The sequence below is a fragment of the Streptomyces sp. NPDC002838 genome (assembly GCF_040295365.1).
Classification (GTDB): Bacteria; Actinomycetota; Actinomycetes; order Streptomycetales; family Streptomycetaceae; genus Streptomyces.
Genome location: NZ_JBEOVF010000041.1, coordinates 32617 through 55774, shown reverse-complemented (window position 1 = coordinate 55774; position 23158 = coordinate 32617). Strand labels below are relative to the sequence as shown.

19 protein-coding genes are annotated in these 23158 nt (G+C 71.8%); 6 read left to right on the top strand and 13 right to left on the bottom strand.

The window, feature by feature from the left end; genetic code table 11:
- Positions 1–3: 3 nt before the first annotated feature.
- Entirely contained in the window at positions 4–3366 is a 3363-nt protein-coding gene (locus ABT063_RS37720) for a tetratricopeptide repeat protein (RefSeq protein WP_351064941.1), read from the bottom strand.
- A gap of 210 nt (positions 3367–3576) precedes the next feature.
- Here ABT063_RS37720 and ABT063_RS37715 point away from each other — a divergent pair, with 210 nt between their 5' ends.
- Positions 3577–5340: an immunity 49 family protein gene (locus ABT063_RS37715; protein WP_351065018.1), complete on the top strand. Its 1764-nt coding sequence runs from the start codon at positions 3577–3579 to the stop codon at positions 5338–5340.
- A 116-nt stretch (positions 5341–5456) separates the two neighbouring features.
- Here ABT063_RS37715 and ABT063_RS37710 read toward each other — a convergent pair whose 3' ends face one another.
- From ABT063_RS37710 to ABT063_RS37680, 7 genes are all read right to left on the bottom strand, one after another.
- Entirely contained in the window at positions 5457–6494 is a 1038-nt protein-coding gene (locus ABT063_RS37710) for a hypothetical protein (RefSeq protein ID WP_351064939.1), read from the bottom strand.
- 8 nt (positions 6495–6502) lie between these two features.
- Positions 6503–7720 (bottom strand): ABC transporter permease, encoded by a 1218-nt coding sequence (locus tag ABT063_RS37705; protein ID WP_351064937.1) that lies wholly within the window; start codon positions 7718–7720, stop codon positions 6503–6505.
- On the bottom strand, positions 7717–8442 hold the full coding sequence (locus ABT063_RS37700) for an ABC transporter ATP-binding protein (RefSeq protein ID WP_351065016.1): 726 nt from the start codon (positions 8440–8442) through the stop codon (positions 7717–7719). Before ABT063_RS37700 ends, ABT063_RS37705 begins: the two co-directional genes overlap by 4 nt.
- Before the next feature lie 11 nt (positions 8443–8453).
- Complete coding sequence (locus ABT063_RS37695; RefSeq protein ID WP_351064936.1) at positions 8454–10040, bottom strand: hypothetical protein; 1587 nt, start codon at positions 10038–10040, stop codon at positions 8454–8456.
- 266 nt (positions 10041–10306) lie between these two features.
- Positions 10307–10804: a hypothetical protein gene (locus ABT063_RS37690; RefSeq protein ID WP_351064934.1), complete on the bottom strand. Its 498-nt coding sequence runs from the start codon at positions 10802–10804 to the stop codon at positions 10307–10309.
- A gap of 273 nt (positions 10805–11077) precedes the next feature.
- The gene (locus ABT063_RS37685; RefSeq protein ID WP_351064932.1) at positions 11078–12313 is read right to left on the bottom strand and encodes an LmeA family phospholipid-binding protein; all 1236 of its coding nucleotides are present in this window, start codon (positions 12311–12313) and stop codon (positions 11078–11080) included.
- 58 nt (positions 12314–12371) lie between these two features.
- The gene (locus ABT063_RS37680) at positions 12372–14198 is read right to left on the bottom strand and encodes a bifunctional metallophosphatase/5'-nucleotidase (protein WP_351064931.1); all 1827 of its coding nucleotides are present in this window, start codon (positions 14196–14198) and stop codon (positions 12372–12374) included.
- Positions 14199–14343: 145 nt separating this feature from the next.
- On the opposite strand from ABT063_RS37680, the gene mshD reads away from it, so the two are divergent.
- Positions 14344–15270, top strand: a complete 927-nt coding sequence (gene mshD / locus ABT063_RS37675; protein ID WP_351064929.1) for a mycothiol synthase — start codon at positions 14344–14346, stop codon at positions 15268–15270.
- Here the strand turns inward: mshD and ABT063_RS37670 are convergent.
- The 5 genes from ABT063_RS37670 to ABT063_RS37650 form a co-directional block, all read right to left on the bottom strand.
- Positions 15230–15931 (bottom strand): ABC transporter, encoded by a 702-nt coding sequence (locus ABT063_RS37670; RefSeq protein WP_351064927.1) that lies wholly within the window; start codon positions 15929–15931, stop codon positions 15230–15232. The two genes, mshD and ABT063_RS37670, sit on opposite strands and share 41 nt — an antisense overlap.
- Before the next feature lie 51 nt (positions 15932–15982).
- The gene (locus ABT063_RS37665) at positions 15983–17515 is read right to left on the bottom strand and encodes an ABC transporter permease (protein ID WP_351064925.1); all 1533 of its coding nucleotides are present in this window, start codon (positions 17513–17515) and stop codon (positions 15983–15985) included.
- Complete coding sequence (locus ABT063_RS37660; RefSeq protein ID WP_351064923.1) at positions 17512–18375, bottom strand: ABC transporter ATP-binding protein; 864 nt, start codon at positions 18373–18375, stop codon at positions 17512–17514. The genes ABT063_RS37665 and ABT063_RS37660 overlap by 4 nt, the downstream gene beginning before the upstream one ends.
- Before the next feature lie 79 nt (positions 18376–18454).
- A complete protein-coding gene (locus ABT063_RS37655; protein ID WP_351064921.1) occupies positions 18455–19291 on the bottom strand; it encodes a cupin domain-containing protein in 837 nt (278 codons plus the stop codon).
- Complete coding sequence (locus ABT063_RS37650) at positions 19288–19830, bottom strand: RNA polymerase sigma factor (RefSeq protein WP_351064919.1); 543 nt, start codon at positions 19828–19830, stop codon at positions 19288–19290. Before ABT063_RS37650 ends, ABT063_RS37655 begins: the two co-directional genes overlap by 4 nt.
- 109 nt (positions 19831–19939) lie before the next feature.
- Between ABT063_RS37650 and ABT063_RS37645 the strand changes: the two genes are divergently transcribed.
- From ABT063_RS37645 to ABT063_RS37630, 4 genes are read left to right on the top strand one after another with little or no spacing between them, the layout of a single operon-like run.
- The gene (locus tag ABT063_RS37645) at positions 19940–20326 is read left to right on the top strand and encodes a GntR family transcriptional regulator (RefSeq protein ID WP_351064918.1); all 387 of its coding nucleotides are present in this window, start codon (positions 19940–19942) and stop codon (positions 20324–20326) included.
- Complete coding sequence (locus ABT063_RS37640) at positions 20323–21246, top strand: ABC transporter ATP-binding protein (RefSeq protein ID WP_351064916.1); 924 nt, start codon at positions 20323–20325, stop codon at positions 21244–21246. The genes ABT063_RS37645 and ABT063_RS37640 overlap by 4 nt, the downstream gene beginning before the upstream one ends.
- Positions 21243–22250, top strand: a complete 1008-nt coding sequence (locus tag ABT063_RS37635; protein WP_351064914.1) for an ABC-2 membrane transporter-related protein — start codon at positions 21243–21245, stop codon at positions 22248–22250. Before ABT063_RS37640 ends, ABT063_RS37635 begins: the two co-directional genes overlap by 4 nt.
- Entirely contained in the window at positions 22247–23077 is an 831-nt protein-coding gene (locus tag ABT063_RS37630; protein ID WP_351064912.1) for an ABC-2 membrane transporter-related protein, read from the top strand. The genes ABT063_RS37635 and ABT063_RS37630 overlap by 4 nt, the downstream gene beginning before the upstream one ends.
- The last annotated feature ends 81 nt before the right edge of the window (positions 23078–23158 follow it).

Here is a 23158-nt window from a genome sequence, read left to right as displayed (position 1 = left end):
CGCTCAGCCGTGAGGGCGGTCGCGTCGCATCGGCGCGGCCGCCTCGTCGGTAAGGACCAGCCGTTCGAACACCCGCAGTCTGCCTTCCTGCAACCAGGCAACATCCGGCAGGGTCTCGACGCTCTCGTCGTAGCAGGCCAACGCCTCCACCAGTCGTCCGAGTGCCGCCAAGGCGAACCCCTTCATCCCCTTGGCCCTGGCCACCAAGAAGGCGTCATCGGGTGCCACGGCGAGGGCGCGGTCGGCGCAGGTGAGTGATTCCTCGTGCCGCTCCAGCTCACTCAGCACCAAGGACTTCCTGTACCAGCTCGCCGCCGCTTCCGGGTCGAGCGCGATGGCGCGGTCGTAGCAGGACAGGGCCTCGTCCCGGCGGCCGAGCGCACACAGGACGTCGGCCTTGTTGAGCCACGGCTCCGGCACCTCGGGGTCCAGCTCGATCGCGCGCTCGTACCAGGCCAGCTCCTCCTCGTCGCGTCCGTGCAGCCGGAAGTGGATCAGGCCCCGGTAGGTCAGCAGGTCGGCCCACTCCTCGCCCGTCCGCTGAAGTTCCTCGCAGCAGTCCTTGGCCCGCTCGTACTGCCCGAGGTCGAATGCGGCCCGCAGGATGTTCCAGCGCACGTCCCGGTCGTCCGGGTCGATCTCGGCCGCCCGTTCCAAGGCCTCGATGGCCTCGGCCGGCCGTCCCAGCACCAGCAGCACGCATCCCTTCTCCAGGAGGGCCGGGACGTAACGGGGCGCGATGGAGAGGGCCCGGTCCAGGTCCACCAGCGCGTCCGCCTGCCGGTTCTGCAGCCGCCGCAGCAGGGCCCGGCCGAAGAGACAGTTCTCGGCGTGCGGGCGCAGCTCCAGAGTGCGGGCGTACGCCTGCTCCGCTTCCTCGAGGCGGGCCAGCTCCCGCAGCGCCACCGCCTTGCCGTTCCACAGCCTCCCGTCGTCCGGCCAGATCGCCAACCCCTCCGTGAAGCAGAGCAGTTGCTCCTCGTGACGGCCCAACTCGCCCAGGACCCAGCCCATGCTCACCCACGTGTCGAGGTCCGTGGGATCGAGTTCCCGCCATCGCTCGAAGCAGGGCAGAGCCTCCTCCAAGCGGCCGAGCTCGATCAGGGTTCGGCCCTTGTGGCCCCACACCATGGGGTCGTCCGGCACGGCTTCCACGGCGTGGTCGATCCAGGAGAGTGCCTCCTCGTGCCGGCCCAGCCCTTGCAGTACGGAGGACTTCCTGTTCCAGGCCTCGGCGTAGCCGGGAACGAGGTCGACGGCGCGGTCGTAGCAGGGCAGGGCTTCTTGCGAGCGGTCGAGCTGATGCAGTGTCTCGCCCCTGGAGAACCACGCCCAGGCCGACTTCGGATCGAGCTCCAGAGCCTGCTCGTAGCAGGCCAGTTCCTTCTCGTCATGCCCGTGCAGCCTGCGGTGGATCAACCCCTTGTACACCAGCAGTCCGGCCGAGTCCCCGCGCAGCCGCCGGGCCTCCTCCCAGTACTCCCGGGCCTGCTCGTAGCGCTCGAGCCGGTAGGCCGCGCGCATGATGTTGTACCAGACGTCCCCGTCGTCCGGCTTGATCTCGGCCGCCCGCCGCAGGACATCGAGGGCCTCGGCCGGGCGCCACAACGCCAGCAGCGTGGCCCCCTTGTTGTGGAGCGCTGTCAAGGAGCGGGGTGCGATGGCCAGCGCCCGGTCGATGTCCACCAGCGCATCGGCATGCCGATCCTGATCGCCTCGTAGCAGGGCTCGGATCAGCAGGAGGTTCTGGTTGCGCGGGTCGAGCTCCAGGGATCGGGCCGCCGCCTCCTCCGCTTCCTCGAAGCGCTCCAACTGCCTCAGGGCGTCCGCCTTGTACCCCCACGCGATCGCGATGTCGGACCGCAGCCGCAGAGCGCGGTCATAGCACGCCAGAGCGTCCTCGCTCCGCTTCAAGGAGTAGTGGAGCAGGCTTCCCCGGGTCACCCACGCGCTCGGCTCGTCCGGGTTCAGCTCGACCGTGCGGTCGTAGGCGGCCAGCGCTTCATCATGCCTGCGCAAGCCGCTCAGGGACATGCCGCGCACCTGCCACAGCTTGCTACGGGTGACGTCGCCGTCTCCGTCCCGCTCAGCCGTCTCCAGGCCGTGCTCCACTGCCTCCAACGCCTCGTCGTAGCGGTCCAATTGCTTCAACCCCACCGCCCTGGACACCCACCCCTCGGCGGTCAGACTCGGTGGCTTCGGGGGCGCCGGTGCCGGGCGGCCCAGCACTTCCCGGTACACCCCGTCCAGCAGCTCACGCACCGCCGCGAAGTCCGACGGCCGGTTCTCCCGTTCCGGCTCGGTGCACGCGCGGATCAGCCGGTAGAGCCGACTGCGGCGGGTGCGCAGGCCGACGGCACGGTCGATGTACGCCTTGGCCCGCCCGTTCCCTGGCGGCAGCACGCCGGTGACCATCTGGAAGAGCACCACGCCGAACGCGTAGACGTCGGCGCGGGTGTCCAGCACTGCCCCGGGGACGAACTGCTCGGGCGCCATGTAGCGCGGTGTGCCGGCCACCGTCGTATACAGCGCCTGCGCGTCGGCCGACAGCTCGCCCAGGCCGGGGAGATCGGCATCGCCGGACTTGAAGGCACGGGCCAGTCCGAAGTCGGTCACCCGCAAAGTCTGATCCCCGGTCAGCAGGCAGTTCGCCGGCTTCACGTCCCGGTGCACCAGGCCCAGCTGGTCGTGGGCGTGGCGCAGCCCGTCGCACAGGTGCCGGGCGAAACGCAGCGCCTTCGCGGGCGACAGCGCGCCGTCCGCCATCAGGCCGGCCAGGTCGCCGCCCTCGGCGTATTCGGTGACCACACAGGGCAGCCCCTCGATCCACTCCACGTGGTCGGCGGGGGCGACGTGCCGGTGCGGGCGCAGCCGTACCCAGGTCAGCGCCTCACGCTCGAACCGGGCGCGGTCCGCGTCCTGCCACAGCAGGCGGGTGTCGAAGGTCTTGAGCACCTTGCGCTTGCCGGTGTCGCTGGCCCGGACGACGTACACGACGCCGAAGCCCCCGCGGCGCACGTCGAGTACGGTCCAGTGGCCGATGTGCCGGTGACTGCCGAGGCGCTGACCGACGCGGAAGTTCTCCCGCGCGTGTTGGTCGGGGCTCATGCCTCGCAGACCGACTTCGGCTGCGGAACACGACGGGTCGATGGACAGGGCCTGGGCGTAGGCGCGGCGGGCCATCTCTGTCCGCCCGAGCCCGCGTAGCGCGTCGGCCAGCTCGACGTGGGCGTCCGCCCGGTCCGGCCGCAGGGCGACGGCCTCACCCAACAGCCGCCCGGCCTCTTCGAACCGGCCCGCGGCCAGCGCGGCGCGGCCCAGGGCAAGGAAGCGGCCGTAGTCGGCTTCGGCGTCGACGGTGTCCATCTCCCACCACCCCTTGCGCACTGTCCTTTCACCTGCCCGCCCCATTCCTCCTCCGGGAGGCACGGAAACGGAAACCGGGCTCGCCCAGTCCGACGGGAGACTACTGGCGGTTGTCCGGACCGGTCCCGGGCAGGTCTCCGGGCGACTCTCCCTCACGCCGGGGCACTAGGCTGGGGCCGGATCTTGAACAGGGGGAGCGGGACAGTGCGGGTGGAGCGAATAGAGCGGCACCGGGTCGGCGAGGCGGCGGTCTCGGCCGTACGCGAGGACTTCGCCAACCGGATCGGCTCGCAGGTCCGGTCGATGTCGAAGGCCGGGCCGGTGACGGCGTACGAGTGGTGGACGCTGGCGGAGGAGTTCGTCGACTACCTGGGCGCGCTCTCCGTCGAGACGCCCGATCTCGACACCCCGGAGGCGAAGGCGGTGCTGCAGGACGCCGCCGAGGCCGCCGCCGGAGCGGTGGCGTACGCGGCGTACTACCCGCACAACCACTTCCAGGTCTTCCTCAACTATGTCAACTGGGGCATGGTCTACGACGCCGGGTCCGAGGGCAGCCGGGAGTCGGTCACCGCCGCCGAGTGGCTCGACGCCTTCTGCCTGGCCGTCCTCGTCGGCAAGGCCGAATGGCACGGCGAGGCCTTCCAGTTCGCGCGCGAACATCCCCAGAAGGGCCGGGCGGGACGCCCCGACGCCGAGCTGATCAACGGCTTCATGGCGTACGTCATCGGCGACACCGGAGACGACGACGCGAGCTACCCGCCGTCCCGCGAGGAGAAGCTCGCCGCGCTCGACGCGGCACTGGCCCGGATCCGGACCCTGGACGCCGAGGTGCCCGAAGACCTGCTGGACGGGTCGCACGGCATCGCCCTGCACGCTCTGCGCGCGCTGACCGCCGGCGACCAGGAGGAGTTCGGGAGAGCGGTGGTACGGCTGCTGCTCCCCCTGACCGACCTCCCCGGCCCGGGGGCACGCCCGCGCAGCCTGCTACCGCTGCTCCCCCTTGCCCTCACGGCACTGGCGTACCGTCGCGAGGGCTGGCCGGCCCCCGTCGCCACCGGCTACCTCCCGCACGCGCTGATCACCGGTTTCGAGACCCCGCCGCCGAGGGTGGGTGCGTACGGCCGTGACCGGCGCGCGGACGCGATCACCGAACTGGCCCACGGCGTGGTCGAGTTCGAACGTCCCGTGGATCCGCAGCCGCTCACCCTGGAGAGCGCGGCCCAGTTCGAGCGGTTCACCAGGGAGGCCTTCACACCCGTGCCCGGGGAACGGCTCGCCGTCTGGCAGCTGGCGCACGCGATGACCGACCAGGAGATCCTCTTCAAGACCCGCGCCTCGCACTCCGCCGACGTCACGGACCTCCAGCTCGCAAACCTGCGGCTCGCCGCGGAGTTGGGCGCCGCGCTCTTCCGTACGACGCTCGCCGAACCCGGCACCGACGTCGAGGTGACGATCGACGGTACGACCGTGACGTACCCCGCGGGCCGCGACGACGAAGCCGGCCCCGGCGCCTGGCACAAGGCTGTCGACTTCGCCCTGATCACGGGCCGCCGCAAGGACCTGGCGCCGCTGGTCCTCGCCGGTCCGACGTGCGCCCGCAAGGACGGGTCCCTCTTCGCCTCGTACCGCGAGGCCCTGCACGACTACCTGCGCGCCGAGGACCCGGAACCGGCCACGGAGCGCGCGCTGCGGGACTGCGAGAAGGCGAAGGACCAGGGTTTCTTCCCGCCCCCGGCCGTCCTCTTCTCCCAACTCGTGGAGGGCGACGAGCAAAGCTTCAACCTCGCCCTCCTCGACGCCCTGGAAGCCCACCGCGACCACCACCGAGTCGCCGACCGCGCCACGGACTGCGACGCCGCGATCAACCTGGACATCCTGGCCCTGACCTGCCATGCGCGCCGCCGGGGCTGGACCATCGGGGTCACGTCGCCGTATTTGCCGGCGCGGATTCTGGGGGCGGCGGTGCCGTTCTAGGCCCGCACTTCGTGCCCGGTGATTGGCAGATGTGTTCCACTGGTGCGGCCACGGGACCTGGGGTTTTCCCTCGCGGGCTTGGAACAGATCTGCCAATCACCGCTCGGGGCCACCCCTCAGGAGTCCAGCAGCGTCCCCGGCAGGTCGAACTCCCTTGTGCGGCCTGTCGTGGGGTCCACGCGGGTCACCGTCTTCTCGGTGTAGAGCAGCCAGCCCGCCGAGGTGGCGGCGACGTCGAGGGAGGCCGCCACTCCCTTGACCCGGGCTCGGTGGAGTTCCTTGCCGGTGGTGGCGTCGAGCTCGACGATCTCCGTGTCGCCGCTCCCCGTGGCCGCCGCGATCAGGACCGATGAGCCGGTGGCCGCCACCGCGTCGACCCGGCCGCCGGACACCGAGACCGTCGTCTCGGCGGCGGCGCGGGTGAGCGTGGCCTTCACCGTCCCGGACCCACTCGAGGATGTCCCGCCCACGATCACCGGGTGGCCGGCGGGGCAGGCGAGGTTCTCCACGTCCAGACCGCTCGGAACCGGCACCGGGGTCACCTCGCCGCTGGTCAGGTCGACTGCGAAGACCTTGGAGTCGTTGCCCAGGCAGATCCGGTCCGCGGCGGGGTCGGAGGCCGCGAGCCCGATGGTGCCGGGGATCTTCAGCTCGCGCTCGGTCGTCCAGTGCGCGGGGTCCTTGACCAGGACGCTGGAGGCCGCGGCCTGTTGAGCGGACTTGGTGTCGGGCAGGCCCGCCACCTCGGCGACCAGGGTCTTGCCCGGCAGCAGGCGGCGCAGCCGCTCGTCGGCCGTGAGGCCGTCGAGAACGTGGTCCTTGCGGGAGACCTCGTAGCGCCGGTCCGGCTTGTTTCCCTTGCGGGGCACGGTGAGCAGCCAGCGGCCGTCGGCGAGTTCGACGATCTGCGGGCTGACGGAGTCGTCGTCATCGGCCTGCTGGGGGACGACCGCGAGGCTCTCCGCCCGCGCCTTGTCCGGGTTGATCCCGACGACCGTGACCAGGCCGTCGACCTTGGCGAGCACAAAGGTCTTCGAGCCCTTCCAGTCCTTGCCCAGATCCACGCCACCTGGGCCGGAGCAGGCGGTGGTCAGTACGGCGGTGGCGGCGAGGGCGGACAGAAACAGGGGGCGCCGTGTCGTGAAGCGTGCCATGGGGGGTGTCACCAGTCCTTCATCGCATCTGTGGGGGACATCCTCGCGGCCCTGCGCGCCGGGGCCAGCGAACCCATCGCCACCACCAGCACCGTCAGGCCGAGGAGAAGCAGCAGAGTGCCCGCCGACGGCAGCAGCACCCAGCCCTTGACGTACGGCTCCAGGTCCGCGCTGCCGCGCAGCAGGGCCGCGGCACCTGAGCCGAGCACCGCGCCGAGCACGGTTCCGAGCAGCGCGGCCACGGCTCCGACCAGCGCCATCTCGGTGACCAGCATCGTCAGCACGGACCTCGTACGGAATCCGACCGCCTTGAGGATGCCGATCTCCTGCGCCCGCTGCCGCGACAGCGCGCCGGTCACGGTGACCGCGCCGACGAACGCCAGCACACCGAGGACCCCGAGCAGCACCTGGCCGACCACCTTGATCATCTCCAGCACCCCGGGCAGGGCGTTGAGCTGCTGCTGGAGGGTGACCGCCGGATAACCCAGCTTCTGCACGGACTTCGTCACGTCCGGGACGTCCGCGGCCGTCCTCGCGACCACGGTCAGCTGGTCGTAGCCGACGGTGGAGAGGTAGCTCTTCTCCGGCTCACCGGACCGCTGGGCCGCCCACTTGACCACGGTGGAGTCGGCGGCGTAGGCGGCATCGGGGTTGTCCAGCTGCCAGGTCGGGTCGTACACCCCGACCAGGCGGGCGTGGCCGCTGACTCCGGTCCCCTCGCCCTGCCGTACGAAGCGGGTGGTCTCGATGTCGATCTCCTGGCCCACCAGCTTGCCCAGGTCCACGCCCTGGGACGCGGCCGGGGCCACGATCTCGCCCGGCTTCAGCGGGAAGAGGTCCTTGCGAACGGACTTGGTGACCGGCGGGGTGAGAGCGGGACGGTAGGTCGTCGCGTACAGCAGGACGGTGTCGCCCGCCTTGGTCAGCACCCCGAACGACACCTGCGCACGGTGCTGCACCGACTCGACGTGCGGCAGCTTCGCGAGCCGGGCGGCCGTACGGTCCGTCAACTGCGGGGTGTCGGGGCGGGAGTCGGGTCGGTCGACGGTGATGCTGCGGTTGGCGCTGCTCTCCTTGACGCCCGAGTCGGTGACGCCCTGGGCGCTGTCGGCGATGCCCAGCGCGCCGAGACAGACGGCGGCGGCGACCGAGACCAGGGCCACGAGGCCGGTCAGGCGGCGGCGCAGGGCGCGGACGTTGGCCAGCGCCAGACTGAGGATGTTCATTCGGCGCTCTCCGTCCGCGTGTTGGCCCTGGCCCGCTCGCCCACCGGTCTCCCGGCCTCGACCTGTGTGAACGCACCGCTCTCCAAGCGGTGCACCACATCCGCGAAGTCCGACACCGCCGGGTTGTGGGTGACCAGGAGCACCGCCCGGCCCTCGTCGGCCAGTTCGCGGAACAGCCCGAGCAGCACGTCCTCGCTCTCCGAGTCGAGGTTTCCGGTCGGCTCGTCGGCCAGCACGGCGGGCGGGTCGTTGATCAGCGCCCGCGCGAGCGCCACCCGCTGCTGCTCGCCGCCGGAGAGTTCACCGGGCAGATGGTCTGCGCGCTCCGCGAGCCCGACCCGCTCCAGCAACGCACGGGCGCGTGCCTCGCCCTCGGCGCGGCGGCCGACGTACGGCAGGACGACATTGCGCAGTGCCGAGTGCTGCGGCAGCAGGTTGTACGACTGGAACACGAACCCGAGCCGGCTGCGGCGCAGGTCAGCCAACGCACCGTCGCCGAGGCCCGACACGTCCGTGTCGTCCACGAACACCCGGCCGCTGTCCGGCGGGGTCAGCAGCCCGAGGATGTGCAGGAGTGTCGTCTTCCCGGAGCCCGAGTGGCCGACCAGGGCCGTGACCTCGCCGCCTCTCACGGCGAGGTCGACTCCGCGCAGGACGTCGACCCTCCTTCCGCGCAGGGTGTAGGACTTGCCCACGCCCTCGGCGCGCAACAGTGCGTTCACCGAACTCTCGCTCACTTTCCGTTCCTCGTGGCCGGCAGCCGGCCCAGGGCGCCGTGCAGCTGTCGGTCCAGGGTCCACACGCCCCAGGTCGTCTTCAGATCGCAGGCGGAGTCGCCACCGCCGACCTGGTACAGGCCGGGCAGTCCGGGACAGCCCTTGTACGGCGTGATGCCGCGCCCCAGGGCCTCGCGCAGGGGTGCGTCCAGTGCGCCACCGACCAGGGAGTAGGCCCGTACGACCAGGGCGTAGCCGTACACGGAGGTGAACCGGCCCGGGTTCTGCGCCCAGTGTTCCAGGGCGTCGGCGGTGATCCAGGACGGGATGCTGTCCCGCCGTCCGCTGTCGGCGAAGCCGACGGCGACCGTGGCCGCCGCGACCACCCGCTCCGGCGTGTCCGTGCTCCAGGTGCCGATCTTCGGTACGGCCGTCGAGGCCCCGGCGTCGGTGCAGTTGAGGGTGGTGCGCTGCCACTGGGTGGCGTTCTGCTCGGTCACGGTGGCGGGCACCACCCTCGGGTCGGCGCACAGCTGCCGCGCCTGCCCGCTGGTGCCGCCGCCCGCGGTGACCTCCCGCAGGGCGGCCCGGCTCAGCCGCTCGGCACCTTCCTGGCTGACGTCGTCGGACTTCTCCTCGCGTTCGAGCGCTGCCAGTAGCCCGGGGTCCTTCCTCGACCAGCCGGCCAGCGCCCGCAGGCGTTGTACGAAGAGGGAGGCGTCCGGGTTGCCTATGTAGGCGTCGGGGTCGCGTACCGTCCCGTCGTCGAGCCGTTCGCCGTCGAGCCGCTTCAGCACCGGCGTGAACACGGTCCTGGGCGAACCGGCCGCCTTGAGCACGTGGACCAGTTCGTAGAGCTGCTCGTACGGGAGCGTGGTGGCACCGTCCCTGAGCACCGGCTCCCACACCCGGCGGTTGACGGCGGGCCGCTTCCCCGCGGCCTGTTGGATCAGCGTGTAGCTGTAGGTGTCGTCGAGCCGGGTCGCCCGGGCGTCCGGCGTGAGGTCGGCGAAGTCGTCCGTACGCGGCGCGGCGATCCGGGTGAGGGTGGCGGGGACAGGCTGCTTCAGCAGGTACAGCGAGCGGGCCAGGGCGCTGCTCTCGTCGAGTGGCCGGGGCTTCGTCGTCGGCTTTGCGGTCTTCGTGGGCTTCGTGGGCTTCGCGGGCTTCGCCAGCGAGCGCAGCCAGGAGACGGTGGCGGACCGGTCCGCCACCGGGAGGTCGTCCAGGCGCCCGAGTGCGTCGAGCACTTCGAGGGCCGCCCAGGTGGCACCGAGGCGTGCCGCGTCGCTGTCGTCGCCGAGGGCGGAGTCGACGTACCAGCCGCCCTTGTCCCGGAGCTTGTTCACGGCCGCCGCGTCGCCGGCGCCCAGCGCGGTACCGGCACCTGCCCGCCGCAGCGGGACCAGCCAGTCGCGACCCCAGAGCGGGGAGGTCTCCAGTGCCTCCCGGCGCAAGGACTCGACCTGCGCCGAAGCCGCACTCGTCTTCGGATCGCGGCCCAACTCGGAAAGCGTCCGCAGCGCAAAGGACTGCGCCTGGGGGCCGGCCGGCTGGTCCCGCAGGAACGGGTGGTAGTAGTAGCCGTTCTGTTTACTGACCAAAAGGTCGAACTGCCGGGCAGCGGCGGATTCACGCCGCCCGGAATCATCAGAAGAATCAGATGTGGATGTACATGAAGTGACGAGAGCGGCGCACATGGCCGCCCCGGCCCACCGGGACGCCAGCTTTCCGCCGCGCGTCACCGAACCGAATTTCACCGAACGCCCCCGTGCGTCGTCCCGCATAATCACCGAGCAGCCGTATCACCTCAGCGAAAAGTGTCACACCGCCGGGCCCTGACGGTGTGACACCCTCACCTACTGGAAGATCAGGCGGCGCCCGCGTAGGCGCACTTCTCGCTGATCTTGATCGAGCTGGTCACCTGAGCCGAGCCGCAACTCTTGGTCGAGACGTACGTGGTGGTGCCGCCCGGCTTCATCTGACCGTAGGTGTCGGAGATGTTGGCGTTGGTGTTCTTCCAGCGCACCTCCCCCAGGGACCGGCTCTTCATCGTGAGCGTGGCCTCGGGGTTCTTGGAGATCGTGATGGAGACACTGATGCCGTGGGCCGCCAGCTCCGTACGGTTCTGGATCCACTTGGCCTTGCGGGGGTTGGTCCCGGACATCTTGGTCGACGCCTTCCAGTCACAGGCGGTGACGTAGAAGCCGCAGTGCCAGGCGTTGATCGTGACCTTGTTGCCGCCCGGGATGCCCACCGAAGTGGAGGCCGAGGTGGCGTGGGCCGGCGCCGCCGTCAGTACGAGGGCACCGGCCGCGACGGCGGTGGCGGCCCCGGACATCAGGCGCATGCGTATGGACTTGTTCATTCGATTGTCTCCCCGTGGGATACCGAAAGCGATTTCTGGGTCAGGAAACCGCAAGCGCCCCGGACCTGAATTTTCAAGATCCAGATTGGCGCCCCCAATTGATACATGAGCTCGATCCCACAGCACAATTCCAGCCAGCCGCTGCGGGGGATGTCCTACGTCACACCGGGAAAGTGGAACCCGACCCCCGGAATTTGCATCGGAGAAGCAAACCCTGCAATCCCTTGCAGTACCTTCACATGCCAACGGTGATTCTTTTACCCGGAGCGGGCCTCAGCCGCCGAACGTCAGCCCCTCCCCCGCCAACCGCACCCGGATCCCGTCCTCCTCCACCCGCACATCCCGCAGCCGCAACTCGCCCTCGGGCGGCTCCGGGAGCCGGAAGCCGAGGTTGAGCTGGTCGGCGAGGACCGGGCGGGTCAGCCGGGAGAGGGAGTCGAGGAGGGGCGTGTCGAAGCCGAGGCGGTCCAGTACCTCGGGGTGGGCCACGGCCAGGTCGAGGAGGTTGACCCGCATGGCCTGGTGGACGAAGCGCGGGGAGCCGGTCAGTTCGGCGAGCCGGTCGTCGTTGTTCAGGGCCTCGCGGACCGTCGCCTCGGGCACCCCCATGCGCCGTATGACGGAGGGCACCGCCAGCAGCGACCGCACCTTGCGGGTCTCGCGGGCGAGGTCGGCGGCCGACTTCGGCGTCAGGTGCAGGCCCTCCGAGGCGCGGACACCGGGCCGGTACGTCGCCAGGTCCCCGATGTCCAGGCGCATTCCGCCGATCTGCGTGTCGATGCCCTGGTCGCCGTCGCGCCCGATGCGGACCTCGGCCCGCAGCCGCAGATCGTGCCCGGCGACCGGCAGCGTGCCGCGCGCCGAGATCCGGTCGGGGCCGGCGCCGGTGAACCTCACCTGGGACGCGCCGAGTTCGCGGTTCATGTCGGCGAAGGAGAGCAGGACGTCGCCGTTCAGCTCGGGCACGCGGGCGCCGCGTATGGAGGTCGGCCCGTCACCGTCCAGCCGTACGTCGTGGGCCGTCGCCGACACCGCGGCCAGCGTGACCCGGTCGGCCGCCACGTCCGGGACGGTCACCTTCACCGAGTCCAGGCGGCCATCGACGAGTCGGGGCAGGAAGGGGAAGCCGCCGATCTCCACCTCGGGGGCCGCGGTGAGGTCCATGCGGTCCTTGAGGGCGTCCGCCGCGCGGTGCTCGGCGTAGAGCAGGGCCCAGCGGTCGGCGAGGGTGAGGAAGGCGGCGAGGACCACCAGGCCCACGACCGCCTTCAGCGCGAACGGCAGGGCGGAGAAGCGACGCCGCCGGCGCCGGTCGCCCCGGCCGTGATGCGGCGGGGCCCATGGCTCGCCCCCGCCCGCGATCTCCCGGTCGCCCTCGGGCTCCCCGGGGTCTCCGGGTTCTTCGGGGTCTTCGTGGAGGTGGTCCTCCAGCGGCCCGTCGTCCAGGGCTCCCAACTCTTCGTATGGGTTTGTGTAGCGATGCGTCACTATGTGGTGGGGGGTACGCATCGATCTATCCGACCATGCGTACCGCCCCCACCCGCAACCTCTACCGGAGGTATGCGACTCAGCTCACGACCGTGATCCGGTTCGTCACCGGCGGCGCGATCGGGTTCGTCGCCGAGGAGTTGGCCGTCAGGTACTTCTCCAGGGCGGCCAGGTCGTCGCCGCCGACCAGGTCGTTCGTGCCCTGGCCCAGCGTGGGGATGCCGTCGCCGCCGCCCGCGAGGAAGCTGTTGGTCGCGACGCGGTAGGTGGCGGAAGCGTCGATCGCCGTGCCGTTGAGCTTGATGGAGTCGGTGACCACCCGGTCGGCGCCGGTCTTCGTCATGTCGAGCGTGTACGTCAGACCGGTCGACGGCAGCAGGATCCTCGGTGCGGCCGTGTTCGAGCCGCTCACCTGCTCCTTGAGGATCTGGATGAGCTGCGCGCCCGTGAAGTCCTGGAGGTTCACGGTGTTGGAGAACGGCTGCACGGTGAAGCCCTCGGCGTACGTCACCACACCGTCGCCCTCACTGCCCTTGGCCGCGTAGGTGAGCCCGGCGCGGACACCGCCCGGGTTCATCAACGCCAGGTCCGTCTCCGGGTCGAGCTCCTTGCCGTGGGCGAGCTGCGCGTCGGCGATCAGGTCACCCATCGGCGACTCCGTCCCGGTGTTCGGGATGTCGGCGGAGATGTAGCCGATCGCGCGGTTGCCGATGGGCGCCGCGAGGGTGTTCCACTTGCTGATCAGCTGGGTCATGTCGGGCGCCTTGGGGACGGTCCGGGTGACCACGTGGTTCGCGGACTGCACGGCCGTACGGGCGATGTCACCCGTCCAGCGGTCGTACGTCAGCGTGGTGTCCGTGTAGAGGCGGCCGAAGGACGCGGCGGAGGTGACCATGCGCGGCTTGCCCGCCGGGTCGTTGATGGTGCACACGTACGCCGCGTGGGTGTGGCCGGTGACCAGCGCGTCCACCTGCGGGGTGATGTTCTTGGCGATGTCGACGATCGGGCCGGAGATGCCGTCGCCCGCGCCCGGCGCATCGCAGTCGTAGTTGTACGCCGACGAGGCCGGCGCCCCGCCCTCGTGGATCAGCGCGACGATCGACCTCACGCCCTGGCGCTGCAGCACCTTGGCGTACTTGTTGATCGTCTCGACCTCGTCCTTGAACTTCAGGCCCTTGACGCCCTCGGCGGAGGCGACGCCCGGGGTGTCCTCCAGGGTCACGCCGATGAAGCCGACCTTGACGCCCTTCTTCTTCCACACCCAGTACGGCTTGAGGATCGGCTTGCCGGTCTTCTCGTCCAGGACGTTGGCGGCCAGGTAGGGGAAGTCGGCGCCCTCGAAGCCCTCGTTCGTGTAGCAGCCGTCGGTGGGGTGGCAGCCGCCGTTCTGCAGGCGGGCCAGTTCCTTGGCGCCCTCGTCGAACTCGTGGTTGCCGACGGACGTGACGTCCAGCTCCAGCTTGTTCAGCGCCTCGATGGTGGGCTCGTCGTGGAAGAGGCCGGAGATCAGCGGGGAGGCGCCGACCATGTCGCCGCCGGCCGCGGTGATGGAGTACTTGTTGCCCTCGCGGGCCTCGCGCAGATGGGTGGCGAGGTACTCGACACCACCGGCGTCGATGGTCTTCGTCGTCCCGTCCTCGTGCACCTCGGTGACCCGGCCGGCGGAACCGGACGGCGGCTCCAGGTTGCCGTGCAGGTCGTTGAAGGACAGCAGTTGTACGTCCTGGTAGCGGCCCGGGACGGGAGCGCCCGGCTTGCCCTTGGTCTCGCCGGCATTCGCCGCCGTCGGCAGCGCGGCGGCCAGGGCGCCGACGGTGGCGAGACCGGCGGCCGCGACGAGGAGTCGGCGTGTACTACGTCTGCGGCGCACGGCATCCGGTCGGCGCGGCTGGGATATGGCTGGCATACGCCCCCCTGTGGGTCTGGTGAGTCGGTGGCCCCGTCCGGCGCAGCCTAAGGTCAACGCGCGTAGCGTGACAGAGGTTTGCGGGTTACATCCTGGTTGCTTCTTTGCCGCCACTTTGCTGGGGCGGCCCCTTACCCTCGTACGCATGACCAGCGACGACTCCGGAAGCCCCGGCATCTCCCGCTCGATCGAAACCCACTCCGCGCTCTCCCCGGAGCAGACCGAGGCCGTGCTCGGGCTGCTCGCGGAGGCCGCCCGGAACGACGGGCAGCAGGCGGTGTCCGAACAGGGCCGGTTGCAGCTGCGCGGCGGCCCACGCGAGGGCGTGGCCCATTTGCTGCTGTATGTGGACGGCGAACTCGTCGGCTACGCCCAGTTGGAGGACACCGATCCGGTGGAGGCACCGGCGGCGGAACTGGTCGTCCACCCCTCGCACCGGGGCCGCGGCCACGGCCGCGCCCTCGGCTCGGCGCTCCTCGCCGCGTCCGGCAAGCGGCTACGGGTGTGGGCACACGGCGGCCACGCCGCGGCGCGGCACCTGGCCCAGGTCCTCGGGCTCACCCTCTTCCGCGAACTGCGCCAGATGCGGCGGCCGTTGACGGGGATGGACCTCGCCGACCCGGTCCTGCCCGAGGGCGTGACCGTCCGGACCTTCGTCCCCGGCGCGGACGACGCGGCCTGGCTCGAGGTCAACGCCGCCGCCTTCGCCCACCATCCCGAACAGGGCTCCTTGACCCAGCGGGACCTCGACGACCGCAAGGCCGAGCCGTGGTTCGACCCGGCGGGCTTCTTCCTGGCCGAGCGCGGGGGACAACTGATCGGCTTCCACTGGACCAAGGTCCACGCGGAGGAGCGGCTGGGCGAGGTGTATGTCCTGGGCGTGCGCCCGGGGGCACAGGGCGGCGGGCTCGGAAAGGCCCTCACGACGATCGGGCTGCGGCATCTGGCGGGGCAGGGGGTGCCTACGGCGATGCTGTACGTCGACGCCGACAACAAGGCGGCGGTGTCGGTGTACGAGCGGTTGGGGTTCGTCACGTACGAGGCGGATCTGATGTACCGGACGGAGACCTGAGAAGCCCTCTGCGCAACGGCTCCGGCCCGCACACCCCCCACACCAGCACCGCCCCCACCAGCACCACCGCCCACCGGTCGTGCGCGGCATCCCAGCGCGGGTCGCCGACCGGCACGAACAGGGCCCACCGGCCGGGCAACAGCAGCGGGGCCAGGACCGCGGTGGTCAGGACGCCGGCCGCCACGGACGGTCCCGGCTCGGGCTCGTCCGTGAGCCGTACGGCGGTGGCCGCGGCGGCCAGGGCGAGGGCGGCGGTCGCGGCGGCCTCCAGGGTGACGGCGCCGGTCGGGGGCCGTACCTCGCGCGGGACGAGGGCCAGTGCGGCCGTCCACCACAGCGCGGCCACCGGCGCGACCAGCGCCGCCCGCAGACCCGTCCGTATCCAGCGCGGGGTGGTGACGGGTGTGGTGATGTGCCGGGCGGGGTCGTCCAGCAGGAACGCCAGGCCCAGCGCGAAGGCGAGAGCGGAGGCGCGCAGCAGGTTGAGGGCCATCCATGGGTCGGGCGGGGTGGACAGCAGGCGCGGCAGGCCGACGATCAGGAGGCCTACGGCCGCACCCGCGCCCAGCGCCCGCCAGGGCACCGTACGCGCCACGGCCGACACCAACACCCCGTTCACGCCCGGCACTCGTCGGTCCCCCTCAGCAATCCAGCCCTTCATCGCCGCACCCCCTCACATCCCACGCCGCGGGCCGTCATCCCCACGCCGCCCTCACTCCGCACACTCGTCGCCTGCCTTGGGCACCTCGGCCCCCAACACCCGGGCCACGTCGGCCGTGGTGACCCCCGGCTTCGTCAGCTCGCCCCAGTGCTCCTTCACGGCGGCGGTCACCTCCGCGCGCGGGCGGGTCAGCAGCTCTCGTACGACATCCGTCTGACGCTCCGACATGGACAGCGGGTTGGCGGGCGCGAGGACGATCGCCGAGCCGGTCACGCTGTCGTCGAGGCGGACGTCGCGGAAGTCGGACATCGGGTCGGGGGCACCTCCCAGGGCCAGCCACATCACCGTGACCATCCGGCCGTCGCAGAGCTCCGAGCCCTTCGCCTCGTCACCCGCCACCAGCACGGAGGCCACGGCGACCGCGAACTCAGGGACCCGGTTGCCGCCCCAGCGCGTGCCCACGGTCACCTGGTGGGGTGTCGTGGACGGCTGGAGCGTTGAGTCGCCGGTGAGCCCGTACCGGGCCTCGATCCGCTGCCGTACGAGCAACCGCTGCTCGGCCGCCGACCCGCTCGCGAGGGACTGGACGCGGTCGACCACCCCGTCCCAGGTGCCCGCCCGGCCGGTCCACTCCGGGAACGCGCAGTACCGCGAGTCGCCCTCCTGGACGCACGTCTGGTCCTTCTCCGGGGTGAGCGAGGCCCGCTGCCGGGCCGCGGTCACCTCCGCCGAGACGCCCCCGGACTGCGCGACCGCGCCGGTCAGCGTCAGGGCGAGCGCGCCCGCGACGCCCGCCTTGACGGGCCAGTTCCGGCCGCCGCCCGCCAGTACGGCGGCCGTGGCCGCCAGCAGCACGAGCCCGGTCAGATAGAGGGCGTGCCAGGCGGCGGGCCGGCCGATCAGGTCGGACGGCAGTGTCTCGGTGCTGTTCTCACCGACGACCGGCGAGAGCCAGCGGCTCCACTCCGCGCCGCCCGTGCCCGCGGAGACGAACAGGGAGGCCGTGAAGAGACCGATCACGAGCACCGGGGCGGCGAAAGCCGTCGGGATCAGCCGCGCGAACACCAGCCCGAGGGCGCCGCACAGCAGCACGAACAGGGGACCGACGGCCAGTTCGGCCACCGACCCGTGGCCCACAGCGCCCGGCCTGAGCGCCTGCCAGGTGAACTCGCCCAGCACGAGCAGCGCGGTGAGCAGCCCGAACGGCACGACGGACAGGGCGTGGGCGACCGTACGCCGCCACGGCTCCATGACCAGTACGTCGAAGTGGCGGTCGGTTCCGCGCCGACGGCTGCGCAGCGCGGCCCGGTTGACGCAGACGAGCAGCGCGATCCCCAGCAGCAAGGGACTGTTCTGCGTCGCCCGGTCGGCGTCCTGGAGCGCCGGATAGGCGTCCATGCCGTCGCGTTCGAACAGCAGCGTCCAGAGGGTGTAGCCGACGTACACGAGCAGGGTGAGCGCCACCGGGATGTACCGCAGGAGATCGCGTGCCTCGAAGCGGGCGAGGGCGAACACGGCCGCCCATGCCCGGCGTGGCTCGCTGTGCACGACGGGCGGGGCCGTCGCTTCCATGACCGCGTTCATGCCGCCGCCACCTCCGCGCCCGCGCTGTCGAGGGTGAGCAGGTAGCCGTCCTCCAGGGTGGGTTCGAGGAGTTCGGCGCCGGGTGGCGGATCGCCCACGTTGCGGAAGGAGCCGGTGCCGGTGCGCCAGCCGGCCATCGCGCCCGGGTCGCGTTCCGTGCTGCTCCACACCCGGCCGGCCGCCCGTGCGGTCAGTTCGGCCGGGGTGCCGTCGAAGAGGATCCGTCCGCCGGCCATCACCAGGACCCGGTGGCAGAGCATCGCCACGTCCTCCGTCTGGTGGGTGGACAGCAGGACCGTGCGCCCCTCCCCCGCCTGTGCGATCAACTCCCTGAAGCGCATGCGCTGTTCGGGGTCCAGACCGACGGTCGGTTCGTCGAGGACGAGGAAGCCGGGGTCGCCGACGAGCGCGGCGGCCAGCGCGACCCGCTGCTTCATCCCGCCGGACAGCTTCTTGATGCGCCGTCCGCGTACGTCGCCGAGATCGACCTCCTCCAGCACGCGCCGCACCTCACGGTGCCGGGCGGTCCGGTCGGTCAGCTCCTTGAGGATGGCCACGTAGTCGACGAACTCGAAGGCCGTGAAGTCCGGGTGGAAGCCGGGGGTCTGGGGCAGGTAGCCGAGCACGCGCCGCACGCCCTGCCGGCCGCGTGCCGTACCCGGGTCGTTCCCGAGCACGGTGAAGGCGCCCCGGTCGGCGGGCACGGCCGTGGCCAGCACCCGCAACAGGGTGGTCTTTCCGGCGCCGTTGGGCCCGAGCAGCCCGGTGACGCCCCGCGTCAGCCGCAGCGACACGTCGTCGAGGGCGCGCGTACCGCCGTAGCGGAGGCTGAGCCCGGAGGCGGAGACGGTGGGGGTCATACGGCACTCCCGTAGAAGAAATCGCAGAAGAAAACGCGGAAGAAAACGGGGAACACGTCGAGATCGACGTGGGAGTGCGTCATACGGCGCTCCCCTGAAAGCGGTCGAAGCGGTCCCGCGCCACGAACAGCAGCCCGCCCGCGAGCCCCGCCACCACCGCGGCCACCCCCTGCCCGAGCGCCGTGAACGGCGCCAGCGGTTCGCCGCCGGTCGGCCCGGCCGCGTGCGCGGCCAGCAGCAGCGCGATCCACGCCCCGCCGACCAGCGAGGGCGCGAGCACCGGGCCCAGCCGGGAGGTCAGCGCGAGCCCGGTCGCGGTGAGGGCGAGCGCGGGCAGCAGCCAGGCGAGGGCGCGCAGCCCGTACCCGGGCAGGGCGAGCGTGGCGAGGCCGTTGAGACCGAGGCCGGCGACGAGCACGGCGACCGTACGGATCATCAGCAGCCTAAAGCCGTGCACCGGGGAGACGACCGCCATCTCGTACGTCGGGTCCAGCGCGGGTCCGTACGACAGCGCGACCCCGACGAGGGGCAGCAGCGGTGCGAGGGCGAGGAAAAGCGTGGGTGAGTCGGCGGTCCGGGCCGCGTTGCCCGCCACGACGCTCATCACGAGCACCGCGACGACCGCGCCCAGCCAGGAGCCGCGCAGCACGGGCGTGGCCGAGAGCAGCCGCGCGATGTGGTCGGCGACGCCGAGCCGCAGCAGCAGCGACTCGAAGAGCCCCGGCCGGGGCGCGTCGAGTTCGGCGTCCAGCCGCTCCCATCCGGCGTCCAGGGCGACGGGGTCGCTGACCTCGGCCAGCACAGCCCGGCACTGCGCGCAGGCGGTGAGGTGGGCGTCGGCGGACCAGAGCACCGGGGGCGCCAACTCTCCCTGCGCGTAGGCCCGTAGGTCCTGTTCTGCGACATGCCAGGTCATGCCAGCGCCTCCCGGAGTTGCTTGCGGGCCCGCATCGCCCGCGTCTTGACCGTGCCCGGCGGGATGCCGAGGAGGACGGCCGCCTCCCGGGTGGTCAGCCCGTCGATGACCGTGGCCTGGAGCACCGCGCGCAGCTCGGGCGAGAGGCTTATGAGGGCGCCCGCGAGGTCCCCGTGCTCCACCCCCGCGAGCACGCGTTCCTCCGCGGACGCCTCGTCCCGGTGCCGCAGCCGCGCCAGCGCCTGCCGCAGCCGCCCCCGAGCCCCGTCGCCGCGCAGCGCGTCGACCAGCCGCCGCGAGCCGACGCGCCACAGCCACCCGGCCACGTCCCCTTCCTGCCGGTAGCGCGCGGTCCCCCGCCACACCGCCAGAAACGTCTCCTGTACGACGTCGTCGACGACCCCGGCATCGGCGCAGCGGCCGCGCAGCCGTGCGGTGAGCCACGGCGCGAACCGCCGGTACAGCTCCTCGAAGGCGCGCCGGTCCCCGTCCGCCGCGATGGCCCGCAGCAGTTCCCCGTCGCTTCTCGTATCGCTCACATCTCCTCATCGGACGAGCCCGCTCGATCGGTTCACCAGACTGCGCTTGACTTTCGCACCGACCTTCCACCACCCTTTCACTACTCAATTAGTGAAAGGGTGGTTGTCCGTGGTCGAGTACCGCATCGACCGGCACAGCGGCGTGGCCACTTACGTCCAGATCGTCCAGCAGACGAAACAGGCCCTGCGCCTGGGCCTGCTGGAACCCGGCGACAAACTGCCCACCGCCCGCGAGGTCGTCGAAGCCACCGCCATCAACCCGAACACAGTGCTCAAGGCCTACCGCGAGCTGGAGCGCGAGGGCCTGGTGGAGGCTCGGCGGGGACTCGGCACGTTCGTGCGCCGCGGGCTGAGCACCACCCCGGCCGACTCCCCCCTGCGCAAGGAGTTGGACGCGTGGGCGGAGCGGGCCCGCGCCGCCGGCCTGGACCGGGACGACGTGGCCGCACTCTTCACTGCCGTACTCGACAAGACCTTTCAGGGAGACCCGTCATGACCGACACGGCGATAGAGGCGGCCGCGCTGGGCAGGCGCTACGGCCGGCGATGGGGGTCCCCCCGGTCGAGCGAAGTCAAGACTGGGGGGAGCTGGGCGCTGCGCGACTGCACCTTCCGGCTGCCCACCGGACGCGTCTGCGCCGTCGTCGGCCCCAACGGCGCGGGCAAGTCCACGCTGCTCGCCCTCGCCGCCGGGCTGCTGGCCCCGACCGAGGGGACGGTCACCGTCCTCGGGACGCGGCCTGGCGAGGCACGCGCGCGCGTGGGCTACGTCGACCAGGGCAAGCCGCTCTACCCGCAGCTCACCGTCGCCGAGACCCTGCGCATGGGCGCCGACCTCAACCCCGAACGCTGGGACGCGCCCGCCGCGCAGCGGATCGTGGCCGGCGGCGACCTCGACCCGAAGTCGCGGATCCGTTCCCTCTCCGGCGGCCAGCGCACCCGCGTGGCGCTCGCCCTCGCCCTCGCCAAGCGGCCGGAGCTGCTCCTGCTCGACGAGCCGATGGCCGACCTCGACCCGCTGGCCCGGCACGAGCTGATGGGCGTGCTGATGGCGCAGGCCGCCGAGGACGGCATGACGATCGTGATGTCCTCGCACGTGGTCGCGGAACTGGAGGACTCCTGCGACCACCTGCTCCTCATCGGCGGCGGCCGGGTCCGCATGGCCGGGGAGATCGACGACCTGCTCGCCGCCCACGCGCGCGTGGCCGCACCCGCGCAGACCGACCTCGCCCCGCACACCGTCGTCGAGTCCCGCACCACCGGCCGTCAGCTCACCGCGCTGATCCGCCCGGCGGGCCCGCTCCCCGGCGACTGGCGGACGAACGGCCCCTCCCTGGAGGAACTGGTCCTCGCCCATCTGCGCAACCCCGAAGCACCCGCCCTCACCCCGGACCAGGCCCAGGAGAACGCCGCGTGACCGCCCTGACCCTCGCCGCACCCGCACCCGCACCCGCCGCCGCCCCACGCCAGGTCCGCTGGCTGCTGCGCCTGCACCGCCCCGCCCTGTACGTCTGGACGGGCCTCGTCGTCGCCCTCGCCGCCGCGCTGCTGTGGCTGCGGGGCCCGCTGACCGACGCCTCGGCGGCGGCCTGGCGGCAGTACGACGCCTGCCGGATGGGCGACTCCTGTCTTTACGACCAGGACGCGATCCTCCTCTACAAGGACCTCTACCAGTACACGACCTTCGCCGTCGTCGCGCTCCCGTTCCTGGTCGCCGCCTGGGCGGGCGCCGCGCTGATCGGCCGCGAACTGGAGTCCGGCACGGCCCGGCTGGCCTGGACCCAGGCGGTCTCCCCGGTGCGCTGGCTGGCCGCGAAGCTCGTGCTGCCGGCCGCCCTGGTCACCGCCGGCACCGCTGTGCTGGTCCTGCTGCACCGCCTGATGTGGTCGGCGGGCGAGGGCCGTATCGACACGGCCAAGCCCTGGCACGACATCCCCACCTTCGTCGCGGGCGGCCCGATCACTGTCGCCCTCGCCCTGACCGGCCTGCTCGCCGGCGCCCTGGCCGGCCTGCTCCTGCGCCGCTCGCTCGCCGGGCTGGTCGCCGCCGTCATGGCCGTCGTCGGCCTGTGGACCGCCGTCCGGCCGGCCCTGCCCCACCTGTGGCCGGCCGTCACCCGGGTCGGCGACGTGAGCGGCGTCCCCTCGTACAGCGGCATCGCGGTCGACGAAGGGCTCGTCACCGCCACCGGCGCCCGGCTGTCCGACCCGTACTGCGGCCCCGACGGGGACTGCCTCGCCCGCTACGACGACGCGGTCGGCTTCTACGCCGAGTACCACCCCGTCTCCCATTACTGGCCCCTCCAGCTGACCGCGACCGCCGTCCTCCTCGCCGTCGCCGCCCTGCTGACCGTGGCCGCGTTCCGCCTGCTGCACCGCCGGACCACCGCACCCGCCATCGGCAAGGAGACCGCCGTATGAAAGCTCCGGAAGTACGAGGGCTGCCCCGCACGGTGCTGCGGCTGCACCGCACGGCCGGGATCGTGTGGGTGGCCTTCGTGCTGGGCTCCGTCGGCTGTCTGGTGTGGCTGAACATGGTCACCGCGGACTCCGTGCGCGCGGCCCGGGCCGGCTGCGACCGCGCCGAGGGCTTCTGCCCGGACAGGTTCGCCGGCCACGAGTACATGTCGCTGATGGGCTGGGTCAGCACGCTCGTGTACTACAGCTTCTGGGCCGTCGCCGCCTGGGCGGGCGGCGCGCTGATCGGCCGCGAACTGGAGACCGGCACCGCACGGCTCGCCTGGACCCAGGGCGTCTCTCCCGCCCGCTGGCTGACCGCCAAGCTCGCGCTGCCCGCGCTGCTGATCGTTCTCGGCGGAGCGGCCTTCGTGCCCGTCTACCGCTGGGCCTGGTCGGCGAACCGGGACCTGATGGGCGACGACTGGACCTTCGCCGACGTGTTCGCCGCCCGCGGCCCGGCCGTGGTGGCGTACGGCCTGTGCGCGCTCGCGGTCGGCGCACTCGCCGCGATCCTGCTGCGCCGCTCGCTGCCCGCCCTGGGGGTCGCGGTCGCCGCGATGGTGCTGCTCAACCGGTACCTGGAGCGGCACCGCGAAGAGCTCTGGCCCACGGTGAGCTCCCCGGCCCGCTTCGAGCTCTCCGACGACGTCTGGCACAGGAAGGACGGCACCTACCACCCCCCGTCCCATTTCTGGCCCATGAACCTCGTCGAGACCGGCATCCTCCTCGCCGTCGCCGCCACGGCCACCACCGCCGCCTTCTGGCTGCTGCGCCGCCGCACCGTCTGAGCCCGCCCCCCGTACGTCCGTCCGGGCGCGAGGGACGTACGGTTGCGGCAGCGGCCGGCCGATGCAGACGCCCCGGAGCCG

What these genes read in the sequence shown, in the direction of transcription:
- ABT063_RS37720 (WP_351064941.1), bottom strand. Translation starts at nt 3,366, where the DNA reads ATGGACACCGTCGACGCCGAAGCCGACTACGGCCGCTTCCTTGCCCTG.
- ABT063_RS37710 (WP_351064939.1), bottom strand. Translation starts at nt 6,494, where the DNA reads ATGGCACGCTTCACGACACGGCGCCCCCTGTTTCTGTCCGCCCTCGCC.
- ABT063_RS37705 (WP_351064937.1), bottom strand. Translation starts at nt 7,720, where the DNA reads ATGAACATCCTCAGTCTGGCGCTGGCCAACGTCCGCGCCCTGCGCCGC.
- ABT063_RS37690 (WP_351064934.1), bottom strand. Translation starts at nt 10,804, where the DNA reads ATGAACAAGTCCATACGCATGCGCCTGATGTCCGGGGCCGCCACCGCC.
- ABT063_RS37685 (WP_351064932.1), bottom strand. Translation starts at nt 12,313, where the DNA reads ATGCGTACCCCCCACCACATAGTGACGCATCGCTACACAAACCCATAC.
- ABT063_RS37680 (WP_351064931.1), bottom strand. Translation starts at nt 14,198, where the DNA reads ATGCCAGCCATATCCCAGCCGCGCCGACCGGATGCCGTGCGCCGCAGA.
- mshD (WP_351064929.1), top strand. Translation starts at nt 14,344, where the DNA reads ATGACCAGCGACGACTCCGGAAGCCCCGGCATCTCCCGCTCGATCGAA.
- ABT063_RS37670 (WP_351064927.1), bottom strand. Translation starts at nt 15,931, where the DNA reads ATGAAGGGCTGGATTGCTGAGGGGGACCGACGAGTGCCGGGCGTGAAC.
- ABT063_RS37665 (WP_351064925.1), bottom strand. Translation starts at nt 17,515, where the DNA reads ATGAACGCGGTCATGGAAGCGACGGCCCCGCCCGTCGTGCACAGCGAG.
- ABT063_RS37660 (WP_351064923.1), bottom strand. Translation starts at nt 18,375, where the DNA reads ATGACCCCCACCGTCTCCGCCTCCGGGCTCAGCCTCCGCTACGGCGGT.
- ABT063_RS37655 (WP_351064921.1), bottom strand. Translation starts at nt 19,291, where the DNA reads ATGACCTGGCATGTCGCAGAACAGGACCTACGGGCCTACGCGCAGGGA.
- ABT063_RS37640 (WP_351064916.1), top strand. Translation starts at nt 20,323, where the DNA reads ATGACCGACACGGCGATAGAGGCGGCCGCGCTGGGCAGGCGCTACGGC.
- ABT063_RS37630 (WP_351064912.1), top strand. Translation starts at nt 22,247, where the DNA reads ATGAAAGCTCCGGAAGTACGAGGGCTGCCCCGCACGGTGCTGCGGCTG.